The sequence below is a fragment of the Exiguobacterium sp. s11 genome, assembly GCF_018619015.1.
GTDB classification, from domain to species: domain Bacteria; phylum Bacillota; class Bacilli; order Exiguobacteriales; family Exiguobacteriaceae; genus Exiguobacterium_A; species Exiguobacterium_A indicum.
Map to the genome: position 1 here is coordinate 262740 of NZ_JACSNF010000003.1, position 21411 is coordinate 284150.

Sequence of the window (21411 nt, forward strand, 5' to 3'; positions counted from 1 at the left end):
GTATAGAATAACAGGGAGATTACTCGTTTGTCTCTTCTGACGACTCTTCTGCCTTCTTCCGGAATCGTTTCACGAACCCCATCAGTTGTTCCGGTGTCAGCTCGAGCTTATTCTCATAGACATATTTTGTTCCATATCCGAGTGCAAGGGTGGCGGTCGAAGCAACGCCCGCGGCAATGACGGCACCATACCCCGGAACGAGCTTCGCCATTTGCCGAAAGGCGGTTTTTCCGGAGTTTCCGACGATTGTCACGACAAGCAACTCCTTCGCACTCTCCTTGGATAACTGTCGTTCGTACAGATTCGATAACTTGAGCATCAAGCCGATTTGAATTGAAGTCAATGGAATGATATCAGCTCCCGGGAACGGGACGGCACCAATCGCACCTGCGGCTGTTCCGGCACCCACAATCCAGTTGTTGGCGATCTTGCCACGAACGGTCGGATCCATCTGACGAACGAACACATTATCCTTGTCGAACTTTTTTAAGATGTCGAGGACCTCCCGACGGAGCCGATCAATGTTCGTTCCTTCTCGTGCTGATACGGGAATGATTTTGGGTCCTGGTAGTTTTTCTGCAATATGCTGAACGATCGTGTCGACATCATCCGTCGCATCCATCTTCGTAACGACGATCAAGACATTTTGGTTATGTTGATAGATCTTACGGAAGTTTTTCGTCTCCGTTTCAGATAAGACGGTACCTGCCGCATTTAAAAAATAAAGGATGACATCGGCACTTTGATAGTACGTCCACGTCGCTTCCGAGTTCTGTGTATTGGCATCATTCAATCCTGGTGTATCGACGAAGATGACTTTATCTTCCGGATGCTGCCTTACTTGATCAATCCGGACCGTTTCACCCGGGCGCGCTCCGACCGTTGCGACTTCACGACCAAGAATCGCGTTCAAGGTCGAGGATTTTCCCGCATTGACATCTCCGATCAAGGCAACCGTCACGTCCTGCTCCAGCGATTGATTGAAATCCCGTCGCTCCGATTCAAACGACTGATCAAAGATTTCCTCCAGTTTGCGTTTCCGTTTTTGCTGATTGGTCTCAAGTCCTTCACCAAAAAAATCATCCATCGTGATCCCTCCCCCTTCTTCTGCTGTCTGTCTTTTCCCATTATCCCTTGCTTTCAACACAAAGAAGGCAAGGGAACATTGTGTCCACTTGCCGAATTTTAGAGATATGTGCTGCGTCGCTCGAGCAATACCGTATCGCGCCATCTGCCTCCGAGCCGACCAATTCGCTCTCGGCGACCGACTTCCCGAAAATCAAAACGTTCATGAAGGCGTAGACTCGCTTGATTTTCCGGAAAGACTTGCGATTGCAACGTCCAGATTCCGGCTGCTTCACTTGCTTGAATGACGTCGTCCATCAAGCGTGTGCCGACACCTTTACCGCGTGCTTCTTCCGCGATATAGAGGCTGATTTCAGCGACACCGGCGTATGCCGGAATCGAAGAGAATGGACTTAACGCGACCCAGCCGAGCAGTTGCTCGTCTTCCATTGCAACGAGGCGGCTGTGTGCGTGGTGATGCCTCGTCCATTCTTCGTACGGTATTGCTTCCGTGCGAAATGTCGCATTCTCCGTCTTTATTCCTTGTTCGTAGATTCGAACGACTTCTGGATAATCCGATTCTTTCATTAGTCGAATGTGCATGGTGTCTCCTCTATTCGTTCTATCATCTCATCAAGTTTTATACTTCTAATCGCACTGCCATTTCCCGACCGAATCGATCCCCGTGGTCGATGAAGCCGAGACTTGCATACAGACGGTGTGCCGCCTGATTATCCGGCCGATAGCCGACGACGATTCGTTTAGCTGCAGGTAACACGCGCATCTCGTCAATTACGGCTTGCATCGCCAATCGTCCGATTCCGTTCCCTTGCTGCGCTTGATCAATCATGATGCGGTAAATCCAGTAGCCGTTGAGTTCTTCTAGCTCCGTGTTGTACATCACAAAACCAACGACGGCTTCACCTGCAATGATCGCCCGAAGGACAAGGCTCGGTTCGAACTTCGCTTGCGCGATCGAGTAGACATTCGCTTCCATGAAGTCTTGCTGTTCTACTGTCAGTGCTAGCTCACAACACGCTTCCCAGTTTTCTGCTGTTACCGGTACAAGTTGAATCATGTTCATTTCCCCTTTTAGTTAGACGGGAGTTGCCTCCAGCGTCTGTTGATCACATCGTTGCACAGTGATCGCCCCCTTTCCTTCTCTTTCCTATCGGTTGGTTTGATTCATTGTTGAAGGACTGCTGCGTTTTCAAGCACCGCAGGTAGTTCGGCTAACGACGTAATCGTAAACGTCGGCTTGATATCCGTCGCTGATTTTCCTTCTGGATTAAACCAACATGTTGCGATACCGGCTTGATTGCCACCTGCGATATCAGCTGACAAGGAATCCCCGACGATGATCGTTCGCGCTGGGTCGAATTGCGGAATTCGCGCAAACACATGATTGAAGAATCCTGCCATCGGCTTTTGAAAACCCGTCTCCTCTGAAACGAAAATCCCTTCAAAGAAGTCCGTTAATTCGGCGCCCTCGAGCCGTGCGCGTTGCGTCTTCGAGATACCATTCGTGACGACGTACATCGTGACGTTTCCGGCTAGCTGCTCAAGCAGCGCCGTCGCACCCGGAATCAATTCTGTTCCTTGTGCGAGATAGCCGCGATACGTTTCGTCAACTTCTCGTCCGTCGACCGTCCGTCCTTCTTCCGCGAAGAACGTCACGAACCGTGAGTGAATGACTTCCTCGCGTGTCACCTCACCTCGTTCGAGTGCTTTCCAAAGCGCTTGATTGAGTGTTTTATAGCGCGCTTCTCGCTCCGGTGTCCACTGCAAATCTTGTTGCTCGAGCAGGCGGCGAAAGGCAATCCGTTCCGTCGCTTCAAAATCGAGTAATGTATGGTCAATATCGAATAATACCGTCGTGTAAAACATAGTCAAGCTCCTTTTCGTACGTGTTGTACAGTCGTTGTTTTGCCACCTAGTTGAAATAATAGCACGCCACCACCAATCAATAGCACGCCGAGTGCTTTCGTCCACGTAAACGGAACGGTCTGTAAACCAAACCAGCCGAGCGTATCCCAGAGTAAGGCAAACAGGATTTGTGATACCATGACGATCGAAATCGCTCGACTCGGTCCGAGTTGTTGAACGCCTTGCGTCACACAGAGGACGACACCGACACCAATGATCCCGCTGAACCAAAACCAGGTTTGTGCCTCTTTTAGTGCAAACAGTTGTGATCCTTCGACGATCAAACCAATCGTCAGTGAAGCGAGGAACCCGAGTCCAAGGACTAACGTTGTCGTCGCCCAAGCGCCGACGTATTCTTTGACTTTTGCGTTAAACGTATTTTGAATACAGACGAGCATGCCCCCACAAAGGGCAAGAATGATTCCTGTAACCATATCACACCTCTTTCATTCGTAAATGCTTTCTCCAACGCGCTCCATCAATCCGTCTCGATCAATGATTTCAATCGTATGCTGCGTCCGGCGAATCAACCCATCATCGACGAACTGGCGTAAGACACGATTGACATGACGATAACTCGTCCCGATCAAATCTGCCGCATCGACGAGTTCCTTACTCGCAAAAGCATCCGTATTAGGTGTCATCGACAGCAAATAACTGGCGAGCCGAACTTCAACCGGGTACAACAGATTGAAGCTGAGCGTATGCGATTTTAATTCAAACTTTTTCGTGATCGTCTCGAGTAAAAATAATAAAAAGGCAGAATGATGGACACGTGCTTCTTCCAAATCCGGATAGGCAATGCGTAAGACGATCACTGGTGTCACTGCCTCGACCGTGTTCATCAAATCAATCTTTCGGACGAACTCAATATCACCGACGAGATCAAACGGATGCTTGAAGGACAACACGAGACGTTTCCCCGTTGCCGACATATGCGTGATCTTCAATTTCCCTTCGACGAGCAGGTAGAGTTCATGCGCAACATCGCCTTGTCGGCATAAAGCCTCACCCGGTGCGAACGTCTGGATGTGCATCGCCTTGCGTAGTGATGCATCAAAGACATGCATTAACTGATACCGTTCCAAATAGGTCACAATGTCCGTCACTTCTTCTCCTCCTTAGCTCTTTAAGATGAAGATGCCTGCTACCATCATCAAGATGCCGATGATCTGCGGACCCCGCAGTCGACGTTTCATGACGCCGAACCAGCCTCTTCCGTCAATCCAGAGTGCCAGCGCTAATTGCGCCAATAAAAAGAGCGAAATCGTCAAAGTCATGCCCATCCGGTGGACAGCCGTCATGTTGCTGAATAATATGATCGCCGCAAAGGCTCCCCCTGCCAGATAGAGTGGTTTGACACGTCGCATCGCTGAAAAACTGCGATCCCGTAAGACGATTGCTAAGAGAATCGCAACGATGAACCCAGTCATCTGAGTGATCGTCGCCGCTTGCCACGTCCCGATCGTTTGACTGATCCGGGCATTGGCGACACTTTGGAGCGTCAAGAAAAAGCCACCAGCAATCGCAAATAAGACACCACGCATGTGCATACTCCTCTCTTGTTCCATGATACTTTCATTTAACGAGAGTCCTTCTGATTTGAATAGGACATTTGTCCTGAGATGTGAATAAGTTCATGCTTCATGATAACTGAAAAAAATTCATACAAAGCCAAATGCATCAAAAAAAAAGCGATTCTTCTCAGCAAGAGAACAATCGCTTTTGGTGTAAATGATTTATGCTTCTTCTTCCAATCGTTTAATCGCTTCATCTAGTTGTTCCTGATCCTCTTCCGACAACTTCGGATATTGCGGATCAATTTCCTTCAAAACGTCATTCATGACTTCGGTGACGATATAGCGAGAATACCATTCGTCATCTGCCGGCAAGATGTACCATGGTGCATACGATGTCGACGTCGCCGAGACGAGTTCAGCAAAAATCTCATGGTATTCGTCCCAGTGCTTGCGTTCTTCAATATCACTGAACGAAAATTCAAAGTTTTTCGTTGGATCCTTCAGACGAGTCAATAATCGTTGCCGTTGCTCTTCTTTTGAGACATGGAACAAAAACTTGACGACCCGGAAGCCGTTCTCGACGAGATAGCGTTCAAAGTCATTGATTTGGCGATAGCGCATCTGCCAGACATCTCCGTCATCCGGCTTTTCCTCTTCCTCGAGCAAATCATGGATGCGTGGCGCAATGACTTCCTCATAATAGGAACGGTTCAAGATGCCGACTTCGCCTTTTTCCGGTAGTCCTTCGTGGATCCGCCATAGATAGTCGTGTTTTTGCTCCGTATCCGACGGTTTTTTGACGGAAATCGTCCGGAGTCCTTGTGCGTTCAAGTTAGAAAAGATGTAGCTGATTGCCTCATCCTTCCCCGCTGCATCAATCGCTTGCAGGATGACGAGGACGCCGTTCTTCTCTTCGGCATGTAAACGCCAGTGTAACTCTTGTAACGTCTCGACACTTTTCGGAATCCGCTTCTCTCGCAATTCCGCTTCCGAAATCTCATGTTTTTCTGATGTCGGGTAATTCGAAAACGAGACTTGCTCGCCTTCCTTGACACGATAGGATGACAGTTTCATGGTAGGGCTCCTCCTTTAATTGCTTCTAAAGGGGATTTACCCTACTCGTTCATCCTGAAAACGTTCAGATGAACTTATCTTTTCAAAAGGAGACGGACTCCCTCTTCTAGCGTCGTCACAGGACGACCGAGTAATTCTTTAAAATCAGTACTTTCCACCGCAAGGGTTCCGGCTGCGATATCTGCCTGGATACCCGTCAACATTGGAATCAAGAAGTCAGGTAAGCCAGCTGCTTGCATCCGCTCGCCATAGGTCGCGCTATCTACTTCATCTACAGCGACCGATCGGTTAAGTACTGTTCCGACTGCATTCGCGAGTTCTGCTTGTGTATGCAACGGACCTGATAGTTCATAGATCGCTTTTGGATGCTCGAGCGTCAGTCCCGTCGCAATCGCTAGCGCATACTCCTCTTGTAACGCCCATCCGACTTTGCCTTCACCTGCTGCTGTTAACCAGTCTGCACCTTGTGCGACGGCATCCATCGTTCCGAGTTCATTTTCGAGATACCAGTTGTTGCGGAAAAAGACATACGGGATACCTGTCGCTTGAATCGCTTCTTCTGTGACCCGATGTGTTCGCGCAAGTCCGTTCGTGCTCTGTGCCGCATTGGCGATACTCGTATAACCGATCAGCTTGACGCCTGCCGCTTGTGCTGCCGTGACAGCGGCTTGATGTTGCCGGATCCGTGTTGCTTCTTCACCGTCCGTCGAGATGATCAGCAGACGATCGATACCTTGAAACGCGTGTCCGAGTGTTTCCGGCTGATCGAAATCACCATGCCGGACGTCGATTCCTTGCGCTGCAAGCGACGCTGCTTTTTCAACGTCACGGACACTAACCGCTACATGTTCGTTGCCGACTTGTTCACTGAGATGTTGCACGATGCGCGCCCCTAATTTTCCGGTTGCTCCTGTAATTAACCATTTCATGATGAAACCACTCCTTTGAAGTTTGATGTTGTTCTTCATGATACGCCAGGTGATACACTAAAAAAAGTAGGCACTTATCTGAAACTAGGTCCCTCAAAACGAACCAATGGGAGAGGATGAACGTGGCTGTATTCGATTCAACAACTAATCAACGGACGGCTTGTCCAGTCACTCGGGTCCAACAGATGGTCGCTGGCAAATGGAAGATCATCTTGCTCTGGCACCTGACACACGGGACGCATCGTTTTCATGAACTGCAACAATTAACAGGCATCTCTAAAGGAACATTAACGCGTCAGCTTCGCGAGCTCGAGGCGGACGGTTTGATTCAACGACACGTCTTTGGCGAAGTTCCTCCTCGCGTTGAATATTCCCTGACGGATGCCGGACATAGTTTTTTACCGATTCTTGACCAAATGGCAGCTTGGAGTGAGCAACACTTCCAGGGGGAATGATCGTGAGTAACAAAAAAACATGCGCTTCTTCTCGATTCAGAAAAGAAGTGCATGTTGTCGTTCATTCCGTCGCTGTCACCGTCTGACGTAAGTGGGTATCAATCGCCTCTGCGACGCGTAATCCGGAGATGACAGCACTCTCGACGCGCGTCCGCCCTGACGCATCATCGGCTTCAAGGAACGCATCCCCGGCAAGCCAAAGCGGATGTGCCGCTAGTTTCAAATGCGGTGTCCGGTAAACCGCACGTGCCTGAGCGTAACGCCAACGTTTGAGCTGACGCGAAACAATCGTCACCGGTCCGAGTTGCTGTTGTAACAGCCGCTCGACTTCAGCGAGTGTCTCTTCTTCCGGACGCTCGTACCAGTCTTCACTGAAGCGGGCTGTCATATAGACGCTTAGGAGTGTCGTCTTCGAAATCTGCTTTTCGGCATTATTGACGAGTTTTAACATCCCATCGACAAGTTGTTCGTCTTGTAGACCAACTTCTCCGATCGTCAGTCGCTCTTTGATTTCAAACAGACCCACGAATGTCGGCTCGAACGTCACTTGGCGTAACTGCTCATGATCGTCATCTCCAAGCGCCAGATCAGAAGACTGCAACAGTTCATATGCTTGCGGCACAGGCGCCGTCACGAGTAACGCATCATACGTACCTTGATGATCCGTCGCTTGTGTGACGAGTTCATCCTCTGTTGCCGTAATATGCGTGACCTGCTCATTCAACTGAACGGGAATCCCTCGACCAATCGCTTGTACGAGTTGATTCATACCGTTCGTTGCGACATAGCGTGGAAAATCCGTTCCGAACCACTTACGAACCCATCCCTTCTCAAGCCATTCGTCGACTTCGCGTTCCAACTCTTCCGTCCGAACCGTGAAGAAGACGGCACCATGATCCGCTGTTCCTTCATCAATCCGACGAGTTGCCATTCGCCCCCCGACGCTCTGGCTTTTTTCGATGATTTCAACAGCATGTCCTGCTGCCTGCAATTGACGTGCCGCAAAGATTCCGGCGAGTCCACCACCGATGATTCCGATTCGTTTCCCTGTCATCTCGCTTCCCCCTCATATTCCTCATTTCCCTAAGTATAGAGGTTTCTTCCAAGACATGGGTGAATCAATACCCGTCCGATATGCTCGTCATCTGTAATTCCTGCTCGATGAGCATGATGTTCTCCTCAAAGAACGCCCGGTGCTCTTCTAGTCCACGTTTGATGCACCAGCCAACAGCCGTGAGTGCTTCCCACAAACGATAGTGTGCTAGATACATCTCAATTGGCACGTCTGAGTGTAACGTCGCGTATCCTTCTTGAAATGCCGTGACGTAAATGGAACCGAACGTATTGAGATTACGGATGATCTTCGTGAAGTCCATCTCGATCGCCCCATAACGGGTCGTCTCGAAATCGATCACCCCTATGACTTGATCACCTACCGTCAGTAAATTTGCTAGGCGGAAGTCACAATGTGTGGCAACGGGACATGAAGGCTCCGGTAACGACTGTTCTCGTCTGACTAACTCTGTTTGGATGTTCTCTAAAAAAACGGGATCGAGTTCGGATGTGATGAACGGCATGAATCCATCGAGTTTTTCATTCCGGAAGCGTCGCCAGTTCTGAACCGGATAGGCATAAAATCCATCTTCCGTATACTCGCCGTAAGCTTCTCCTGTACACGTATGCAGCATTGCGAGCGTTCGACCAATTTCGTACGCCAATTTTTTAGTCATCGTGACCGGTGCCTGTCCCGGTAAGGCAGCAAGCACGAACGCCCCGGTCGTCTGCCCGGGAGCTGCTTCAGCTAAGATGTGCGGCACGGGTACAAACCCTTCTAGTGCATGAATCCAGCCTCGCTCCCGGTACCACTTTTCAGCCGTATAGGGGCGCTTTAAGAAAACGACCTGACCATCCGCTAAAACGAGACGATCGACTTCAGAACTATACGATTCGTCGACAGTCGCGCATGCTGCGACATCGAGTTGAAAATGTTCAATCCATTCGTCTCGTGTCATTCTGTCGTCCCCACTATTTTCTGTAGCGTTTCACCTGGTAGACCGTCAATCGGTCCAACATAGGTCGATTCAAAACCTAATCCGATCAAAATACGGCGCGACGCTTCATGTGCTGGATCAATCGTTGCCGTGACGACCTGTAACTCTTCTTCTGTCGCTAACTGTAAGAGACGCTCTGCAATCGCTGTGCCGTATCCGCGTCCCCACTGATCGGGTAGCAGCATGTAACCGAGCTCTGCTTCGAACGGTTGCGTTTGACTCCGGGTCATGTGCCCGATTCCAATCCATGTCTCTTCGGTATAAATCAGATACGATCCGAGTCGGTCGTGCTGCTGTTGTTCAAGGATTCGGTCAAAGCGTTGTTTCGTTTCCGTATCTGTTAATGCCTGTTCCGTGATGTAACGCATGACACGTTCGTTTTGGACGAGCGTCGCGTAGCGATCGTAATCGGACGCTGTTATTTTTCGTAATTCAATCATCTTATTCTCCTCTTCATGTCCGGTAGTCATTGTGGGTTGGGGTGAAGACATCTTCCGTTGACGGACGAACAATCGCAAAGTGCTCGACGTTATAATGACCGTGCAAGACTTGATTGTGGTGGGCGATCATTTGCTCCGGCGTCAGGACATCGGAGCCGTTCGTCGTATGCCCGTCGGCGACGAGTGTGACATCAAAGCCGTGCACCGTCGCACTGCGCACCGCGGTATCGATGCAGTGTTCCGTCTTACAGCCTAAAACGATCAGATGTTCAATCGATGCTTGGCGTAGATGATCGAGCAAGGGTGTATCATGGAACGCATTCGTCGCCGCTTTATCGAACGTGACACTGGACGCTGGAACGGGAATCGAGTCATGGACTGCAAACCCAGGTCCTGTTCCGCCAGCGACGTCCAAATCCCGAATGAAGACGACCGGAACGTTTCGTTCGTCTGCTTCAAGCACGACCGCTTCGATGACGTGCGCAACTTGCTCTTTTAAGTATACCGGTCGTTCTTCTGTGTTTCCGTCGACGAGTTCCTGTTGAAAATCAATCACTAGGACTGCTTGTTTCATCGTCATGTTCCTCCTTGTAAAATCGACTGCTTGTTTCCTTCCCGTTCATCTGAATGATTTCCTGCTCTTGACGGGCGTGAAACTTTTTAGCTGTTGGATTCGTTAAGAAGAAGGAAAGGATGTGTCTGGATGATTTGGTTTGGCGTCATCTTCTTATGTGTGCTTCTCGTCAATCTGACACTGGAGAAACTGATCATGAACCGGACGATGACAGGTCGTTGGTTCGTACGCAACTTACTCATTTGTCTCGGGATCACTCTATTACTATTCGGAATCGAACGTTATGTCATATCCGGGTTCTAAAAAAGCAGGTAGCGATTTTCGCTACCTGCTTTTTTAGTTAATAGACTTCGTAATTTTGCCCTGTCTGTGCCCCTTCGACACTCTTTTCGAACGCCGTCGCGACACGTGACGCCGGAACGGCTTCAAAACCACGGAAGAAGGGTCCGTACTTTTCAAGCGACTCGATCAGTACGTTCGGACTGACACTGTTGATCCGAATACCTCGTGGCATCTCGATCGCTGCTGCGTGAACGAACGCTTTGACCCCACCGTTCGCAAGCGCAGCGGATGCGCCTTGGCGAATCGGAGCGTCCATCATGATGCCGGTCGTCAGCGTAAAGCTTCCCCCGTCTCGTACTGACTCTAAACCAAGCAAGACAAGATTGACCTGACCTTTTAGTTTACTGTCGATTCCGATTTGATTAAGCTCCGGTGTTAAGTCCGTCAATGGACCGAAATGAGCACCACCTGTGGCACTGATGACGGCATCAACAGAACCGACTGTTTCATACATCGCCCGAATACTTTCCTCTGATGTGATGTCGACTTGTACATCCGCTCCGCTTCGTCCGGCACGAATGATGTCATGCCGCCCACTCAGCCGTTCGACGACTGCCTGCCCAATCGTTCCGCTTGCTCCTACTACTAAAATTCGCATGATCCCTTCCCCTTTCACGTCTAGCTTACCTATCTAGCCTACTGCACAGCAGCTGATGGTTTCAAGGAATCTACCGGATGCGTCTTCAAGAAGATAAGGATTTCTTCGAACAAACGTTGTTTATCCCGATCGAGCGTCAGTAAATGTTTACTGTTCGGAAGAAGGACCTTTTTCTGATCTCGGCTCGGCACTGTCGTTTCGATTCGCTCGAGACTTGCATGATAGACGGCATCATCTAAGGCACCAAGGAATAGAGCGATGGGTTGCGTGATCTTCGGCAAGACAACTCCCGTGTCGAGGATGAACTGTTGCAGTGCCCGTAAGTCTTTTTCCGGGCGTGGAAAATGACGGTCGACAAAATCTAAGATCCACTCTGGCGAACGATCGTCAAATTGAAAATACCGTTCCGTATACCGACGGACGCGGTGCTCAAGTCCGGCAATCGTCCGCTCAAGAATCGGCGTCGAGAGTAAGATGAGTCCAGCGCATCCTGACTGTTCTGCTAGTCGAAGTGCCATTACTCCACCGAGTGATTGTCCGATCAAAAAGATGTCTTTGTGTCCTCGATCTTGTAAAAACGCGAGTCCGACTTGCGCGGACTGCCAGACGTCTTCGATCGTCGTCTCAAACAAGCGCTCCGGCGATTCCCCGTGCCCGGCGTAATTGGGCGCGTAACAGGTATAGCCGGCTGCATGTAAAAAACGAGCGAGTCCCCGCATCTCATTCGCACTTCCAGTAAAACTATGTAACAACAAAACAGCAGGTCCGGGTCCTTCTAAGTACAGATCCTTTGATTTCGTAATCAAGTGCGCCCCTCCTTTTCATCTCTTCACACTTCCTCCACCGAAGCATCCTCCCGTAACGACTCTATAATCCGAAAGCCTGGGTAGTTCGCTTCGGATCGTCGTTCGCCACTTGACCGATAATAAGCATTCCAGTAACTGATCATCCGGTCTTCGATTCGCTTCATGTATGCCGGATCATCCTCGACGAATCGCCGCTTCACTTCCGGATCCCATTGCTCGATTGCGGGTACGATGATGTCGACGATGTCACGGACGTATTCACTAGCAAGTTCGATGATATAGGCAAGAACCCATCCGTCGTGTGGATAGTTTTTAAGTAACTGCTGAAGATACTGCTCACGAACATGACCATCATGGTGACGGGTGTAAAGGCAATATAAAATCGTCTGCTGAGTCGACGTCAGTTGCTTGATCCGCTCCGAGTCGATTTCTGATAAATACAAACGCATCGGAATCTGTATGTGTTCCTGTTCTATATTTACTTCGATCGCCCCTGGTGATAATCGTGTCCATCCAAACGGTAGACATGCTTTAACGACCCGAACGTCCTGTTCATATCTCTTAGGAAATGCGGTGATCCAGCGGTTCATCTCGTTCTCCTCCTAATATAAAAACTCCAAACGACAGACGCTTACACGCCTGTCATTTGGAGTCGATTTGTTTCCTTATTCAACCGTTACCGACTTCGCCAAGTTACGTGGCTTATCGACGTCACAGTCGCGACCGAGTGCCGCGTAGTATGAGATTAATTGAAGTGGTAAGACCGACAAGAGTGGTGACAAGAGTGGCTCGACTGCTGGAATGACGAATGCATCTGTTGGCAATTCAAGACCTTCTGCTGCGATGACACACGCATTTGCCCCACGTGCGACGACTTCCTTGATATTCCCACGGTTGTTGAGATGAACGTGTGGTTGTGTCACGAGCGCGATGACCGGTGTGTTGTCTTCAATCAAAGCGATCGGACCGTGCTTGAGCTCTCCACCCGCGTATCCTTCTGCTTGGATATACGAGATCTCTTTGAGTTTCAATGCACCTTCCATCCCGACGTATGCATCTTGTCCACGACCGATGAAGAACGCATTGCGTGACTCAGACAAGTATTCTGTCGCGATTTCTTGGAAGCGATCTTTTTGAGACATGACCGACTCCATCGCACTTGAGATTTTACCGAGTTCTTTCATGAGATCGAAGTTGACGGCAACCCCTTTTGCTTGAGCAAGGTCAAACGCAAGGACAGCGAGAACAGCGATTTGAGCTGTATACGCTTTTGTTGAAGCAACGGCGATTTCTGGACCCGCGTGGAGCAACAATGTTGCGTTTGCTTCACGTGACAATGTTGATCCTGGAACGTTCGTGATCGTCAGTGCCGGGTGACCAAGTTTCTTCGCTTCGACGAGAACGGCACGACTATCCGCTGTTTCACCTGATTGTGAAAGGAAGAGGAAGAGCGGTTTCTCTGTCAATAATGGCATGTTGTATCCGAACTCAGAAGAGATGTGCACTTCTGTCGGGATGCCTGCGATTTGTTCGATCAACTGTTTTCCGATCAAACCAGCATGGTAGCTTGTTCCGCAACCAATGATATAGACACGGTCACGACCGAGTACGAGATCACGGACTGATTGATCGAGTGTGATGTCGCCTGCTTCGTTTTGATATTTTTGAACGATGTTCCGGATGACTGCTGGTTGCTCATCCATCTCTTTGAGCATATAGTGCGCGTACGTTCCTTTTTCGATATCTGATGCATCGATTTCAGCCGTGTACGCTTCACGCTCTTGGACGTTCCCGTCGAGATCTTGGATCGTCACGCTATCACGCGTCAAGATGATCATCTCACCATCATGCAACTCAACGAATTGATCCGTTACTTGCAACATTGCCATTGCGTCTGAAGCGACGACGTTGAACGTACCGTCACCGAGACCAACGAGAAGTGGTGATTTGTTTTTCGCGACGTATAAGACGTCCGGGTTTTCTGCATCGATCAATGCGAGCGCATACGAACCATGCAAGACGCGGAGTGTTTGACGGAATGCTTCCGCGACGTCGCCTGTCTCGTTGAAGTTCTTTTCGATCATCTGAACGATGACTTCTGTATCCGTGTCGCTCAGGAGATCGACGTTCAATTCTGCTTTCAACTGCTCATCGTTCTCGATGACACCGTTGTGCACGAGTGTGAAACGTGCTGACGCACTTTGGTGTGGGTGCGCGTTTGGTACGCTTGGGACACCGTGTGTCGCCCAACGTGTGTGTCCGATTCCGACTGTGCCGTCTGCCTCTGCAGGAACGACTTCGCGTAGCGCAGCAATCCGGCCTACTTCTTTATGGACTTGGACGCCGTCGTTGACGAACGCAAGACCTGCCGAGTCATAGCCGCGGTACTCGAGCTTCTCGAGACCTTTTAATAAAATTTCTTTCGTGTTGACCTGTCCGATCATACCTACGATTCCGCACATGTTACATCTCTCCATTTACAAGTATTTCCCTGAAGAGGAAACGGCTCTTGTTGAGAGGGTCCCGATCGGTCTGTTTGTCCGCCCAATCACTTGGACGATTTCAGAACGATTTACGGTATGGACCTGTTACCGGGAGGCATCCGCCGAATGATTCGATAAACCTCCACCTCGTCAGCTTTCAACCTACGAAGAAAGCCCTGGCGCTTTTTAGTTCCGTCTGACCCCGTTTCTGTCCGACTTCACCATCATACGAACTTTACTTTGAAAAAGCAAGAAAGGTAACGTAGTTGTAACTATTCCCGATATTTCACTAATCAATACGTATAATCCCTATTTTTTGTAAAAATCTCAAGCTGTTTTTCTAAAATAATTGTAAAAAAAGAAGCAGAGCAATCGCTCTGCTTCGGGTTTCTTAGTTTTCTTGTAACGCATAGTTCTCACGAACGACATTCGCGATCCGCTCGACGTACGCATCACACGCTTCTTGTGTCGGAGCTTCCGCCATGACACGAACGAGTGGTTCTGTTCCTGACGCACGAACGAGGATCCGTCCGTTCCCCGCCATTTCCGCTTCAACTTCCGCAATGATTGCTTGTACAGCAGGACCGCTCATTGCGCCATTTTTATCTGAAACACGGATATTGACGAGACGTTGTGGGAAGATCGGCATCTCAGCTGCGAGTTCTGATAACTTCTTCCCTGTCGCTTTCATGATTTGCAACAACTGGACGCCTGACAACATGCCGTCTCCTGTCGTTGAGTAATCCATGAAGATGATGTGCCCCGACTGTTCGCCACCGAGCGTATAGTCGTTCTTACGCATCTCTTCGACGACATAACGGTCACCGACTGCTGTCTGAAGCGCCGTCATCCCGTTTTCTTTGACGGTTTTATGAAAACCAAGGTTACTCATGACCGTCGCAACGATCGTGTTGTCTTTCAGACGACCAAGTTCGTTCAAGTATTTCCCGCAGATGAACATAATTTTATCACCATCGACGATATCGCCGTTCTCATCGACTGCAATCAAGCGATCGCCGTCGCCATCAAATGACAAACCGACATCTGCGCTCTTTTCTTTGACGAAGGCAGCAAGGTGTTCAGGGTGTGTCGAACCGACACCATCATTGATGTTGAGTCCGTTCGGATTCGTTCCGATCGTCGATACTTCTGCTTCCAAGTCACCAAATAGACGTGGTGCGAGGCTTGACGTCGCTCCGTGTGCACCGTCAATCGCGACATGGATGCCTGAGAAATCTTCATCCGATGTCTGACGAAGCATATGCAGATACTTTTGTGCACCCTCAAAATAATCATGAACGAAGCCGAGTTCTTTTCCGGCTGGGCGTGGCAATGTATCTTCTGCTTCATCGAGTAATGCTTCAATTTCAAGTTCTGTTGCGTCATCAAGCTTAAAGCCGTCTGATCCGAAGAACTTGATCCCGTTATCTTCTACTGGATTGTGCGACGCGGAAATCATGACTCCTGCTGTCGCATCCATTGTTTTTGTCAGATACGCGACACCTGGTGTCGAGATGACACCTAGACGCATGACTTCTGCACCGATCGATAAAAGACCCGCGATAAGTGCGTTCTCAAGCATTTGACCAGAAACACGTGTATCGCGTCCAATTAAGACTTTAGGTCGTGTGCTTTCGTGTTTTGTTAACACGTAACCACCTGTTCGACCGAGGCGATACGCCAGTTCCGGTGTCAATTCTACGTTTGCGACGCCGCGTACGCCGTCAGTTCCAAAATACTTACCCATATGTTATTTCCTCATTTCACTAATTTGTTTTAATTGGTCGGAACGGATGTCCGAGGCACGGCTTTTAACGTGACATCCATGTTATCCGGACGCAAGACATCGAAGGCTTTCGACGTCTGGTATGAAATCGGCAATCCATGCGTCCCTTCCTTTAAGCCTGTCACATCGATGACCGCTTTAATATCCGTCGCATCAATCGATGCTAGATCCGATTCTTTCCCACGGACAACGACATCCATCGTTTGGTTATAATCAATCGTATACTTCGACTCATCAAACCCGTTCAATGTGACCGTCACACCCGGGATCGTTTTCTCTGCTCGATCCTCGACGGTTTCTGTCGTCGATTTCGCGTTTTCCTTTTCAACGACGATATTGACGGTAACCTGTGTCGGATCCATCGCCGTCGCGTTTTCCGGTTCCACGAGTTTGACGGTTTTTTCCGTCGTCTTCGTCAATCCCTTAAGCGAGACCGCTTCTGTATCAACGGAACCAATCCGTTCCAACTCTTCTTTTGTTCCATATAGACGAGCTTCCGTCGTGACGGGAACGATCTTGACAACGGTATACCCTTTTTTGACGTTGTCTTTTGTCTTCACATTGATTGGTACCGTCTTACTTTCCTTATAGATCGGTACTGTGATTTCTAATTGCTCCGGTTGATAAGATGCATTAATCGTATTCCCGTTCGCATCCGTCGCTTTAGCATTGAACGTCTCTTTGAACGTCTCTGCCCGACCGGTCACATCAATCGGTACTTGGATTGCTGAAATCGCCTGTAACTTCTCCGCGCCTCCCGTGACTTCAACAGTTTGTTGGTTCGGTTGCGCTTCCCCAGCGACATATCCTTCAGCGATTTTGTTTTTATTGAGTAAGGCGACTTGTACCGGTACTTCTTTCGTAATCTTCTTATCGAGGAAGACTTCGATCGTCTGTTGTTTCGGCGTCACTTCGACATCTTTTCCGAAGCCGGTCGGTGTGACACGGACACGATGATAGCCCGGGTCGAGGCCTTTCAAATCAATCGATAATCCAAAATCCTGAACAAGCCGGAGCATCGTCAAGCTACTCGAAGGACCTTTAACGGTGACCTCCATCGTATTTGGAATATTATAGGCGACCCATTGCGATTCATCATACTGGACCGTGACCGGTACGTCAAACTTCGTCGAGCCTTGTCCTGCGATCGGTAACAGACTAGCCGCATCGCTTTTTCCCGTCGTATTCGAACCTGCGACCATCAAATACAACATGACGGCTAAGGCAACGGCAACGATACGTAAAAACCAGCGTTCATTGAACCACTTTTCGAACATTATTTTTTCGCCCCCATCCAGTTCAAGAAGGAAGTATTCGTCGGTTCGGCCTTGACGATTGTCTCAAGTAACTTCGTCCGCAAGGATTCTTCGTCGAGTTCCCGGTATAGACGTCCATTGATGGCGAGTGAGACACCACCCGTTTCTTCCGAGACGACGAGCGTGACACTATCCGTCACCTCACTGACACCAATTGCTGCGCGGTGACGTGTTCCAAGCTCTTTTGAGATATGTGCACTCTCAGACAGCGGTAAGTAACAAGCGGCTGCTGCTAACTTGCCTTGCTGGACGATGACGGCACCATCATGTAAGGGTGTATTCGGAATGAACAAGTTGATCAGCAACTGACTCGTGATTTGTGAGCCGAGCGGAATACCCGTCTCCACGTATTCACTCAGTCCAGTCTCCCGTTCAATCGTCACGAGTGCCCCAATACGCCGTTTTGACATGTACTGAGCAGACGATACGAGCGCATCGACGATTCGAATTTGTTCATCTTCATCACTGACCGCACTACGCGAGAAGAATTTACTCGTTCGTCCTAAATGTTCCAGTCCACGCCGGAGTTCGGGTTGGAAGATGATGATAATCCCCAGTAACCCATAGGTGATGATTTGATTCAGTAAGAATTGCAGTGTTTTGAGTCCAAAAAAGCCACTCAGGAACCAACTGATCAAAATGACCGAGATCCCTTTAATGAGCTGGACCGCTTTTGTTCCTTTGACGATGATCATGAGACGGTAAATGACGAACGTCACGACCGCAATATCAATCACGTCATTAATATAATCGTACCAATGTACGTTTTCTCCCAGTTTCAACAATTGAAATTGAAGTGGTTGCCAGCTGAAGTAATTCACCAACCGTGCCCCCTAACTCATCTGATTTAAACAGTTTCCATTATAGCACAAAGGGACGAGTTCGACTCGTCCCAGCTGATTATTGAAATAGACGCTTGATTCCGTACCATACGCGTTCGAATAATTGATCGATTTCCTTGATTTCTCCGGTCACGCTACCAGCACTCGCCGTGTACGCTTTCCCGTCAACGGTCATGACATCGCCATTGACTTTCCCTTCGATGCGGACGTTCCCGCCTTCGACATATAGATCTTGGTCGACCGTGACGCCTTTCGGGACAACGACCTCACCATTTTGAGCGACGATACCTGGTGCATTCGTATAAGATAAGTCATGTTCTTCTTGTGCCATATAACCACCTAGGCTACCGACCGACAAGAGTAAGAAAACAGCCGCTGCCGCGAGCAATGGGTACTGCTTCATCTTACCTCCAAAACGAGACGGTTGCGGTTGGTGCAGCAAAGCAGCGCTTGGCGTCTCCACCTGTTCAGGCAATTGTGCCAGCACGCGGGATGTAAAATCTGCCGATAATTTAGGCGCTGGAAGTTGACGCAGTCGAGCATCAAGGAGCCGATACTCTTCGAACTCGTCCATCGCGTCTACTTCTCGTAACTCTGCTTCTAATCGCTCGAATTCCTCAGGTGGTTGGTTTTGGTCTAAATAATCCTGGATCCGTTCATGTACATGCTCTCGTGACATGGTGAGTTCCTCCTTCTCATCGTTTGGCAAAATGCTTCTTCAGCGCTTCTCGTCCACGATGAATTCTAGTTTTGACAGTAGCGACAGGTAATTCGATCATTTCACTGATTTCCTTTAGCGAAAGATCTTCTACATATTTCAGGACGAGTGGGACACGGTATTTTTCTGGTAAAGCTGCAATCGCGTCCCCGACTTCGTTTCGTTGCTCGTTATCGACCACTTGGTCCTCCGGCAAGGTATCCTTGCTCTCGAGTTGTGAATACAATGTCAGTCCTTCAGTACCTGACATCTCAGCATCAAGAGAATAATCAGGTTTCTTTTTCCGTAATCGGTCAATCGATACGTTCGTGACGATTCGGTACAACCAAGTCCGGAACTTCCATTGTGCATTATACGAATCAATCTTCGTAAATACACGGATGAAGGCTTCTTGTGTCGCATCCTCCGCTTCCATTCGATCGCGCAAGACGCGGAAAGCCACAAGAAAGGCACCTTCCTTATATAGATCAACAAGTGCCGCGAATGCATCACGGTCTCCTTGTTTCACTCGCTCAATTAAGCGTAGTGTCGTTTCTTCCACTTTGAATACCCCCCGCTCTATGCGGTCAATCTCTTATACGAAGTCGACCGATAAATGTTTCATCTCCTTTTAAATTGTAACAAAAAAAACTTGAACTCCGCTGAAAAGAGTTCAAGTTCTATCCATTATTTTACTAAGCGATGTGTTTCCATTGCCAAAAGTAGATCTCCGATCAGTTCATTCGCAAGTTCCGCTGTTCCGTTTCCTTCTTCAAGTAACGGATTCACTTCAACGAATTCAGCTGCAATGAAGTTTTCTGCCGTTGCACAATGCTTGAGCACCGTTTTCGCATCGTCTAAGAAAATGCCATCGGCGACACGTGTACCTGTACCGACGACGAGTGATGGATCGAGACCATCCATATCAAAGCTAAGATAGAATGCATCCGTCGTTTCCTTCAAATAAGCAATCGCTTCTTCCATGATTGCGTCCATTCCCCGAGTTCGGATCGCTTCCATATCATAGACCCGAATACCAAGACGATCAATCAGCTCTTGTTCCCCTGGATCAACGTCACGTAATCCGATGAAGACGAGGTGTTCCGGTTGCAGCTTGATATCTGTTCCTCCGACTTCCGTTAAACGCTGATGTCCTTCCCCAAGGGCTACAGCGAGCGGCATACCGTGGATGTTACCAGACGGTGATGTTTCCGGTGTATTCAAATCACCGTGTGCATCGAACCAGATGACGCCAAGACGTGGTACAGTCTGACGTAACCCAGCAATCGTTCCGATCGCCATGCTGTGATCGCCACCAACTAACAACGGAAAACGTTGTTCCGATAACGCGTCACGTACGATCAGGTGCAAGTCATTCGTCGTATGGACGACGCCTTCCAAACGTTTCAGCTTAGGATCTTCTTCCCGGACTGCATCCTCGGATAAAACAGCCGCTTCCCCGTAGCGTACTGCTTCTTGTCCCCGTGCTTCGAGTGTCGCGAGTAGACCCGCTTTTTCGACAGCAGCAGGTCCGTGTTCAGTGCCTGGCTTTCCTTGTCCATAACGGTACGGTACGCTGATATACGCGATGTTCATACGATATTCCCCCTATGTCATAGTCACTTCTACATGTATTGTAAGCGGTAACAAACAAGTGGTTCAACTCAACAAAAAAACGCATGAATATACAAAAAAAACACCGTGAAGGGAATCACGGTGTTCTTGCGTACGTACTCTGGTTATGCTTGGCATTTCATATAAAAAAAACTTAAGACGAACGAAACTCGCTTAAGATCTTTAAATAAAATTGGTGGAGCCTAGCGGGATCGAACCGCTGACCTCCTGCGTGCAAGGCAGGCGCTCTCCCAGCTGAGCTAAGGCCCCGAAAGAAAAAGCGGAAGACGGGATTCGAACCCGCGACCCCGACCTTGGCAAGGTCGTATTCTACCACTGAACTACTTCCGCAAGAAATGAGCCATGCAGGATTCGAACCTGCGACCCTCTGATTAAAAGTCAGATGCTCTACCAACTGAGCTAATGGCTCGACATGGTGGGGGGGGGCGGATTCGAACCGCCGAACCCGAGGGAGCGGATTTACAGTCCGCCGCGTTTAGCCACTTCGCTACCCCCCCAGTTTGTCTAGGAAACTTATACGATTGAGAAAAAACAGTGCCGGCAACAGGAGTCGAACCCGCGACCTACTGATTACAAGTCAGTTGCTCTACCAGCTGAGCTACACCGGCACAAAAAGTATAATGGTGACCCGTACGGGATTCGAACCCGTGTTACCGCCGTGAAAGGGCGGTGTCTTAACCGCTTGACCAACGGGCCATTGGCTCCGCAAGTAGGATTTGAACCTACGACCTACCGGTTAACAGCCGGTTGCTCTACCACTGAGCTATTGCGGAATAAATTAAATGCCTGGCAACGTCCTATCCTCACAGGGGGAAGCCCCCAACTACTTTCGGCGTTCAAGTGCTTAACTTCCGTGTTCGGCATGGGAACGG

General features: G+C 49.2%; 25 protein-coding genes, 7 tRNA genes and 1 rRNA gene. 2 read left to right on the plus strand and 31 right to left on the minus strand.

Going from position 1 to position 21411, the window contains the following annotated elements; translation table 11 throughout:
- Positions 1-19: 19 nt before the first annotated feature.
- The 9 genes from KNQ12_RS12340 to KNQ12_RS12380 all read right to left on the minus strand — a co-directional run bounded on the left by KNQ12_RS12340 (position 20) and on the right by KNQ12_RS12380 (position 6514).
- Positions 20-1087 (minus strand): YcjF family protein, encoded by a 1068-nt coding sequence (locus tag KNQ12_RS12340; RefSeq protein WP_035399298.1) that lies wholly within the window; start codon positions 1085-1087, stop codon positions 20-22.
- Between the two features lie 98 nt (positions 1088-1185).
- Positions 1186-1668: a GNAT family N-acetyltransferase gene (locus tag KNQ12_RS12345; RefSeq protein WP_055969848.1), complete on the minus strand. Its 483-nt coding sequence runs from the start codon at positions 1666-1668 to the stop codon at positions 1186-1188.
- A gap of 37 nt (positions 1669-1705) precedes the next feature.
- Positions 1706-2143 (minus strand): GNAT family N-acetyltransferase, encoded by a 438-nt coding sequence (locus KNQ12_RS12350; protein ID WP_082487279.1) that lies wholly within the window; start codon positions 2141-2143, stop codon positions 1706-1708.
- Between the two features lie 107 nt (positions 2144-2250).
- Entirely contained in the window at positions 2251-2952 is a 702-nt protein-coding gene (locus KNQ12_RS12355; RefSeq protein ID WP_035399304.1) for a YjjG family noncanonical pyrimidine nucleotidase, read from the minus strand.
- A 2-nt stretch (positions 2953-2954) separates the two neighbouring features.
- On the minus strand, positions 2955-3425 hold the full coding sequence (locus KNQ12_RS12360) for a DMT family transporter (RefSeq protein ID WP_055969840.1): 471 nt from the start codon (positions 3423-3425) through the stop codon (positions 2955-2957).
- Between the two features lie 12 nt (positions 3426-3437).
- Positions 3438-4100, minus strand: a complete 663-nt coding sequence (locus KNQ12_RS12365) for a Crp/Fnr family transcriptional regulator (RefSeq protein WP_353047621.1) — start codon at positions 4098-4100, stop codon at positions 3438-3440.
- A 12-nt stretch (positions 4101-4112) separates the two neighbouring features.
- Positions 4113-4538, minus strand: coding sequence for a DMT family transporter (locus KNQ12_RS12370; protein WP_214748304.1), 426 nt, complete (start codon positions 4536-4538; stop codon positions 4113-4115).
- A gap of 192 nt (positions 4539-4730) precedes the next feature.
- On the minus strand, positions 4731-5585 hold the full coding sequence (locus tag KNQ12_RS12375) for a PPK2 family polyphosphate kinase (RefSeq protein ID WP_050676896.1): 855 nt from the start codon (positions 5583-5585) through the stop codon (positions 4731-4733).
- Between the two features lie 74 nt (positions 5586-5659).
- Positions 5660-6514 (minus strand): NAD(P)H-binding protein, encoded by an 855-nt coding sequence (locus tag KNQ12_RS12380; RefSeq protein WP_055969835.1) that lies wholly within the window; start codon positions 6512-6514, stop codon positions 5660-5662.
- Between the two features lie 122 nt (positions 6515-6636).
- Between KNQ12_RS12380 and KNQ12_RS12385 the strand changes: the two genes are divergently transcribed.
- Positions 6637-6969, plus strand: coding sequence for a winged helix-turn-helix transcriptional regulator (locus KNQ12_RS12385; RefSeq protein WP_023466681.1), 333 nt, complete (start codon positions 6637-6639; stop codon positions 6967-6969).
- Between the two features lie 61 nt (positions 6970-7030).
- On the opposite strand, the gene KNQ12_RS12390 is transcribed toward KNQ12_RS12385, so the two are convergent.
- From KNQ12_RS12390 to KNQ12_RS12405, 4 genes are all read right to left on the minus strand, one after another.
- A complete protein-coding gene (locus KNQ12_RS12390; protein ID WP_023466680.1) occupies positions 7031-8023 on the minus strand; it encodes an NAD(P)/FAD-dependent oxidoreductase in 993 nt (330 codons plus the stop codon).
- A gap of 64 nt (positions 8024-8087) precedes the next feature.
- Complete coding sequence (locus KNQ12_RS12395) at positions 8088-8981, minus strand: phosphotransferase family protein (protein WP_214748301.1); 894 nt, start codon at positions 8979-8981, stop codon at positions 8088-8090.
- Positions 8978-9460 carry a GNAT family N-acetyltransferase gene (locus KNQ12_RS12400; RefSeq protein WP_023466678.1) on the minus strand — a complete coding sequence of 161 codons (483 nt, stop codon included), beginning with the start codon at positions 9458-9460 and terminating at the stop codon, positions 8978-8980. Before KNQ12_RS12400 ends, KNQ12_RS12395 begins: the two co-directional genes overlap by 4 nt.
- 13 nt (positions 9461-9473) lie before the next feature.
- Positions 9474-10034: an isochorismatase family protein gene (locus KNQ12_RS12405; protein WP_023466677.1), complete on the minus strand. Its 561-nt coding sequence runs from the start codon at positions 10032-10034 to the stop codon at positions 9474-9476.
- A gap of 129 nt (positions 10035-10163) precedes the next feature.
- On the opposite strand from KNQ12_RS12405, the gene KNQ12_RS12410 reads away from it, so the two are divergent.
- The gene (locus KNQ12_RS12410; protein WP_156357224.1) at positions 10164-10337 is read left to right on the plus strand and encodes a hypothetical protein; all 174 of its coding nucleotides are present in this window, start codon (positions 10164-10166) and stop codon (positions 10335-10337) included.
- A gap of 37 nt (positions 10338-10374) precedes the next feature.
- Here the strand turns inward: KNQ12_RS12410 and KNQ12_RS12415 are convergent, their stop codons facing one another.
- The 18 genes from KNQ12_RS12415 to rrf all read right to left on the minus strand — a co-directional run.
- Complete coding sequence (locus tag KNQ12_RS12415; RefSeq protein ID WP_055969825.1) at positions 10375-10974, minus strand: short chain dehydrogenase; 600 nt, start codon at positions 10972-10974, stop codon at positions 10375-10377.
- 38 nt (positions 10975-11012) lie between these two features.
- Positions 11013-11780: an alpha/beta hydrolase gene (locus KNQ12_RS12420; RefSeq protein ID WP_055969822.1), complete on the minus strand. Its 768-nt coding sequence runs from the start codon at positions 11778-11780 to the stop codon at positions 11013-11015.
- Between the two features lie 23 nt (positions 11781-11803).
- Complete coding sequence (locus KNQ12_RS12425; RefSeq protein WP_055969819.1) at positions 11804-12370, minus strand: hypothetical protein; 567 nt, start codon at positions 12368-12370, stop codon at positions 11804-11806.
- Between the two features lie 75 nt (positions 12371-12445).
- Complete coding sequence (gene glmS / locus KNQ12_RS12430) at positions 12446-14242, minus strand: glutamine--fructose-6-phosphate transaminase (isomerizing) (RefSeq protein WP_023466669.1); 1797 nt, start codon at positions 14240-14242, stop codon at positions 12446-12448.
- Positions 14243-14654: 412 nt separating this feature from the next.
- Positions 14655-16010 carry a phosphoglucosamine mutase gene (gene glmM / locus KNQ12_RS12435; RefSeq protein ID WP_023466667.1) on the minus strand — a complete coding sequence of 452 codons (1356 nt, stop codon included), beginning with the start codon at positions 16008-16010 and terminating at the stop codon, positions 14655-14657.
- A 29-nt stretch (positions 16011-16039) separates the two neighbouring features.
- Positions 16040-17326 (minus strand): CdaR family protein, encoded by a 1287-nt coding sequence (locus KNQ12_RS12440; RefSeq protein WP_023466665.1) that lies wholly within the window; start codon positions 17324-17326, stop codon positions 16040-16042.
- Entirely contained in the window at positions 17326-18186 is an 861-nt protein-coding gene (gene cdaA, locus KNQ12_RS12445; RefSeq protein ID WP_023466663.1) for a diadenylate cyclase CdaA, read from the minus strand. The genes KNQ12_RS12440 and cdaA overlap by 1 nt, the downstream gene beginning before the upstream one ends.
- 79 nt (positions 18187-18265) lie before the next feature.
- Positions 18266-18886 carry an anti-sigma factor gene (locus tag KNQ12_RS12450; RefSeq protein WP_023466661.1) on the minus strand — a complete coding sequence of 207 codons (621 nt, stop codon included), beginning with the start codon at positions 18884-18886 and terminating at the stop codon, positions 18266-18268.
- Positions 18887-18902: 16 nt separating this feature from the next.
- Positions 18903-19466: an RNA polymerase sigma factor SigW gene (gene sigW, locus KNQ12_RS12455; RefSeq protein WP_023466660.1), complete on the minus strand. Its 564-nt coding sequence runs from the start codon at positions 19464-19466 to the stop codon at positions 18903-18905.
- Positions 19467-19591: 125 nt separating this feature from the next.
- The gene (rocF, locus tag KNQ12_RS12460) at positions 19592-20500 is read right to left on the minus strand and encodes an arginase (RefSeq protein WP_055969816.1); all 909 of its coding nucleotides are present in this window, start codon (positions 20498-20500) and stop codon (positions 19592-19594) included.
- Positions 20501-20712: 212 nt separating this feature from the next.
- Positions 20713-20788: transfer RNA gene (locus tag KNQ12_RS12465), tRNA-Ala, on the minus strand.
- Between the two features lie 9 nt (positions 20789-20797).
- Positions 20798-20869: transfer RNA gene (locus KNQ12_RS12470), tRNA-Gly, on the minus strand.
- 6 nt (positions 20870-20875) lie between these two features.
- Positions 20876-20948, minus strand: a tRNA-Lys gene (locus tag KNQ12_RS12475).
- A 4-nt stretch (positions 20949-20952) separates the two neighbouring features.
- Positions 20953-21036, minus strand: a tRNA-Tyr gene (locus tag KNQ12_RS12480).
- A 38-nt stretch (positions 21037-21074) separates the two neighbouring features.
- A tRNA-Thr gene (locus KNQ12_RS12485) sits at positions 21075-21147 on the minus strand.
- Between the two features lie 13 nt (positions 21148-21160).
- Positions 21161-21235 (minus strand) — tRNA-Glu (locus KNQ12_RS12490).
- 2 nt (positions 21236-21237) lie between these two features.
- Positions 21238-21312 (minus strand) — tRNA-Asn (locus tag KNQ12_RS12495).
- Between the two features lie 11 nt (positions 21313-21323).
- Positions 21324-21411, minus strand: a 5S ribosomal RNA gene (rrf, locus tag KNQ12_RS12500); the annotation flags it as partial.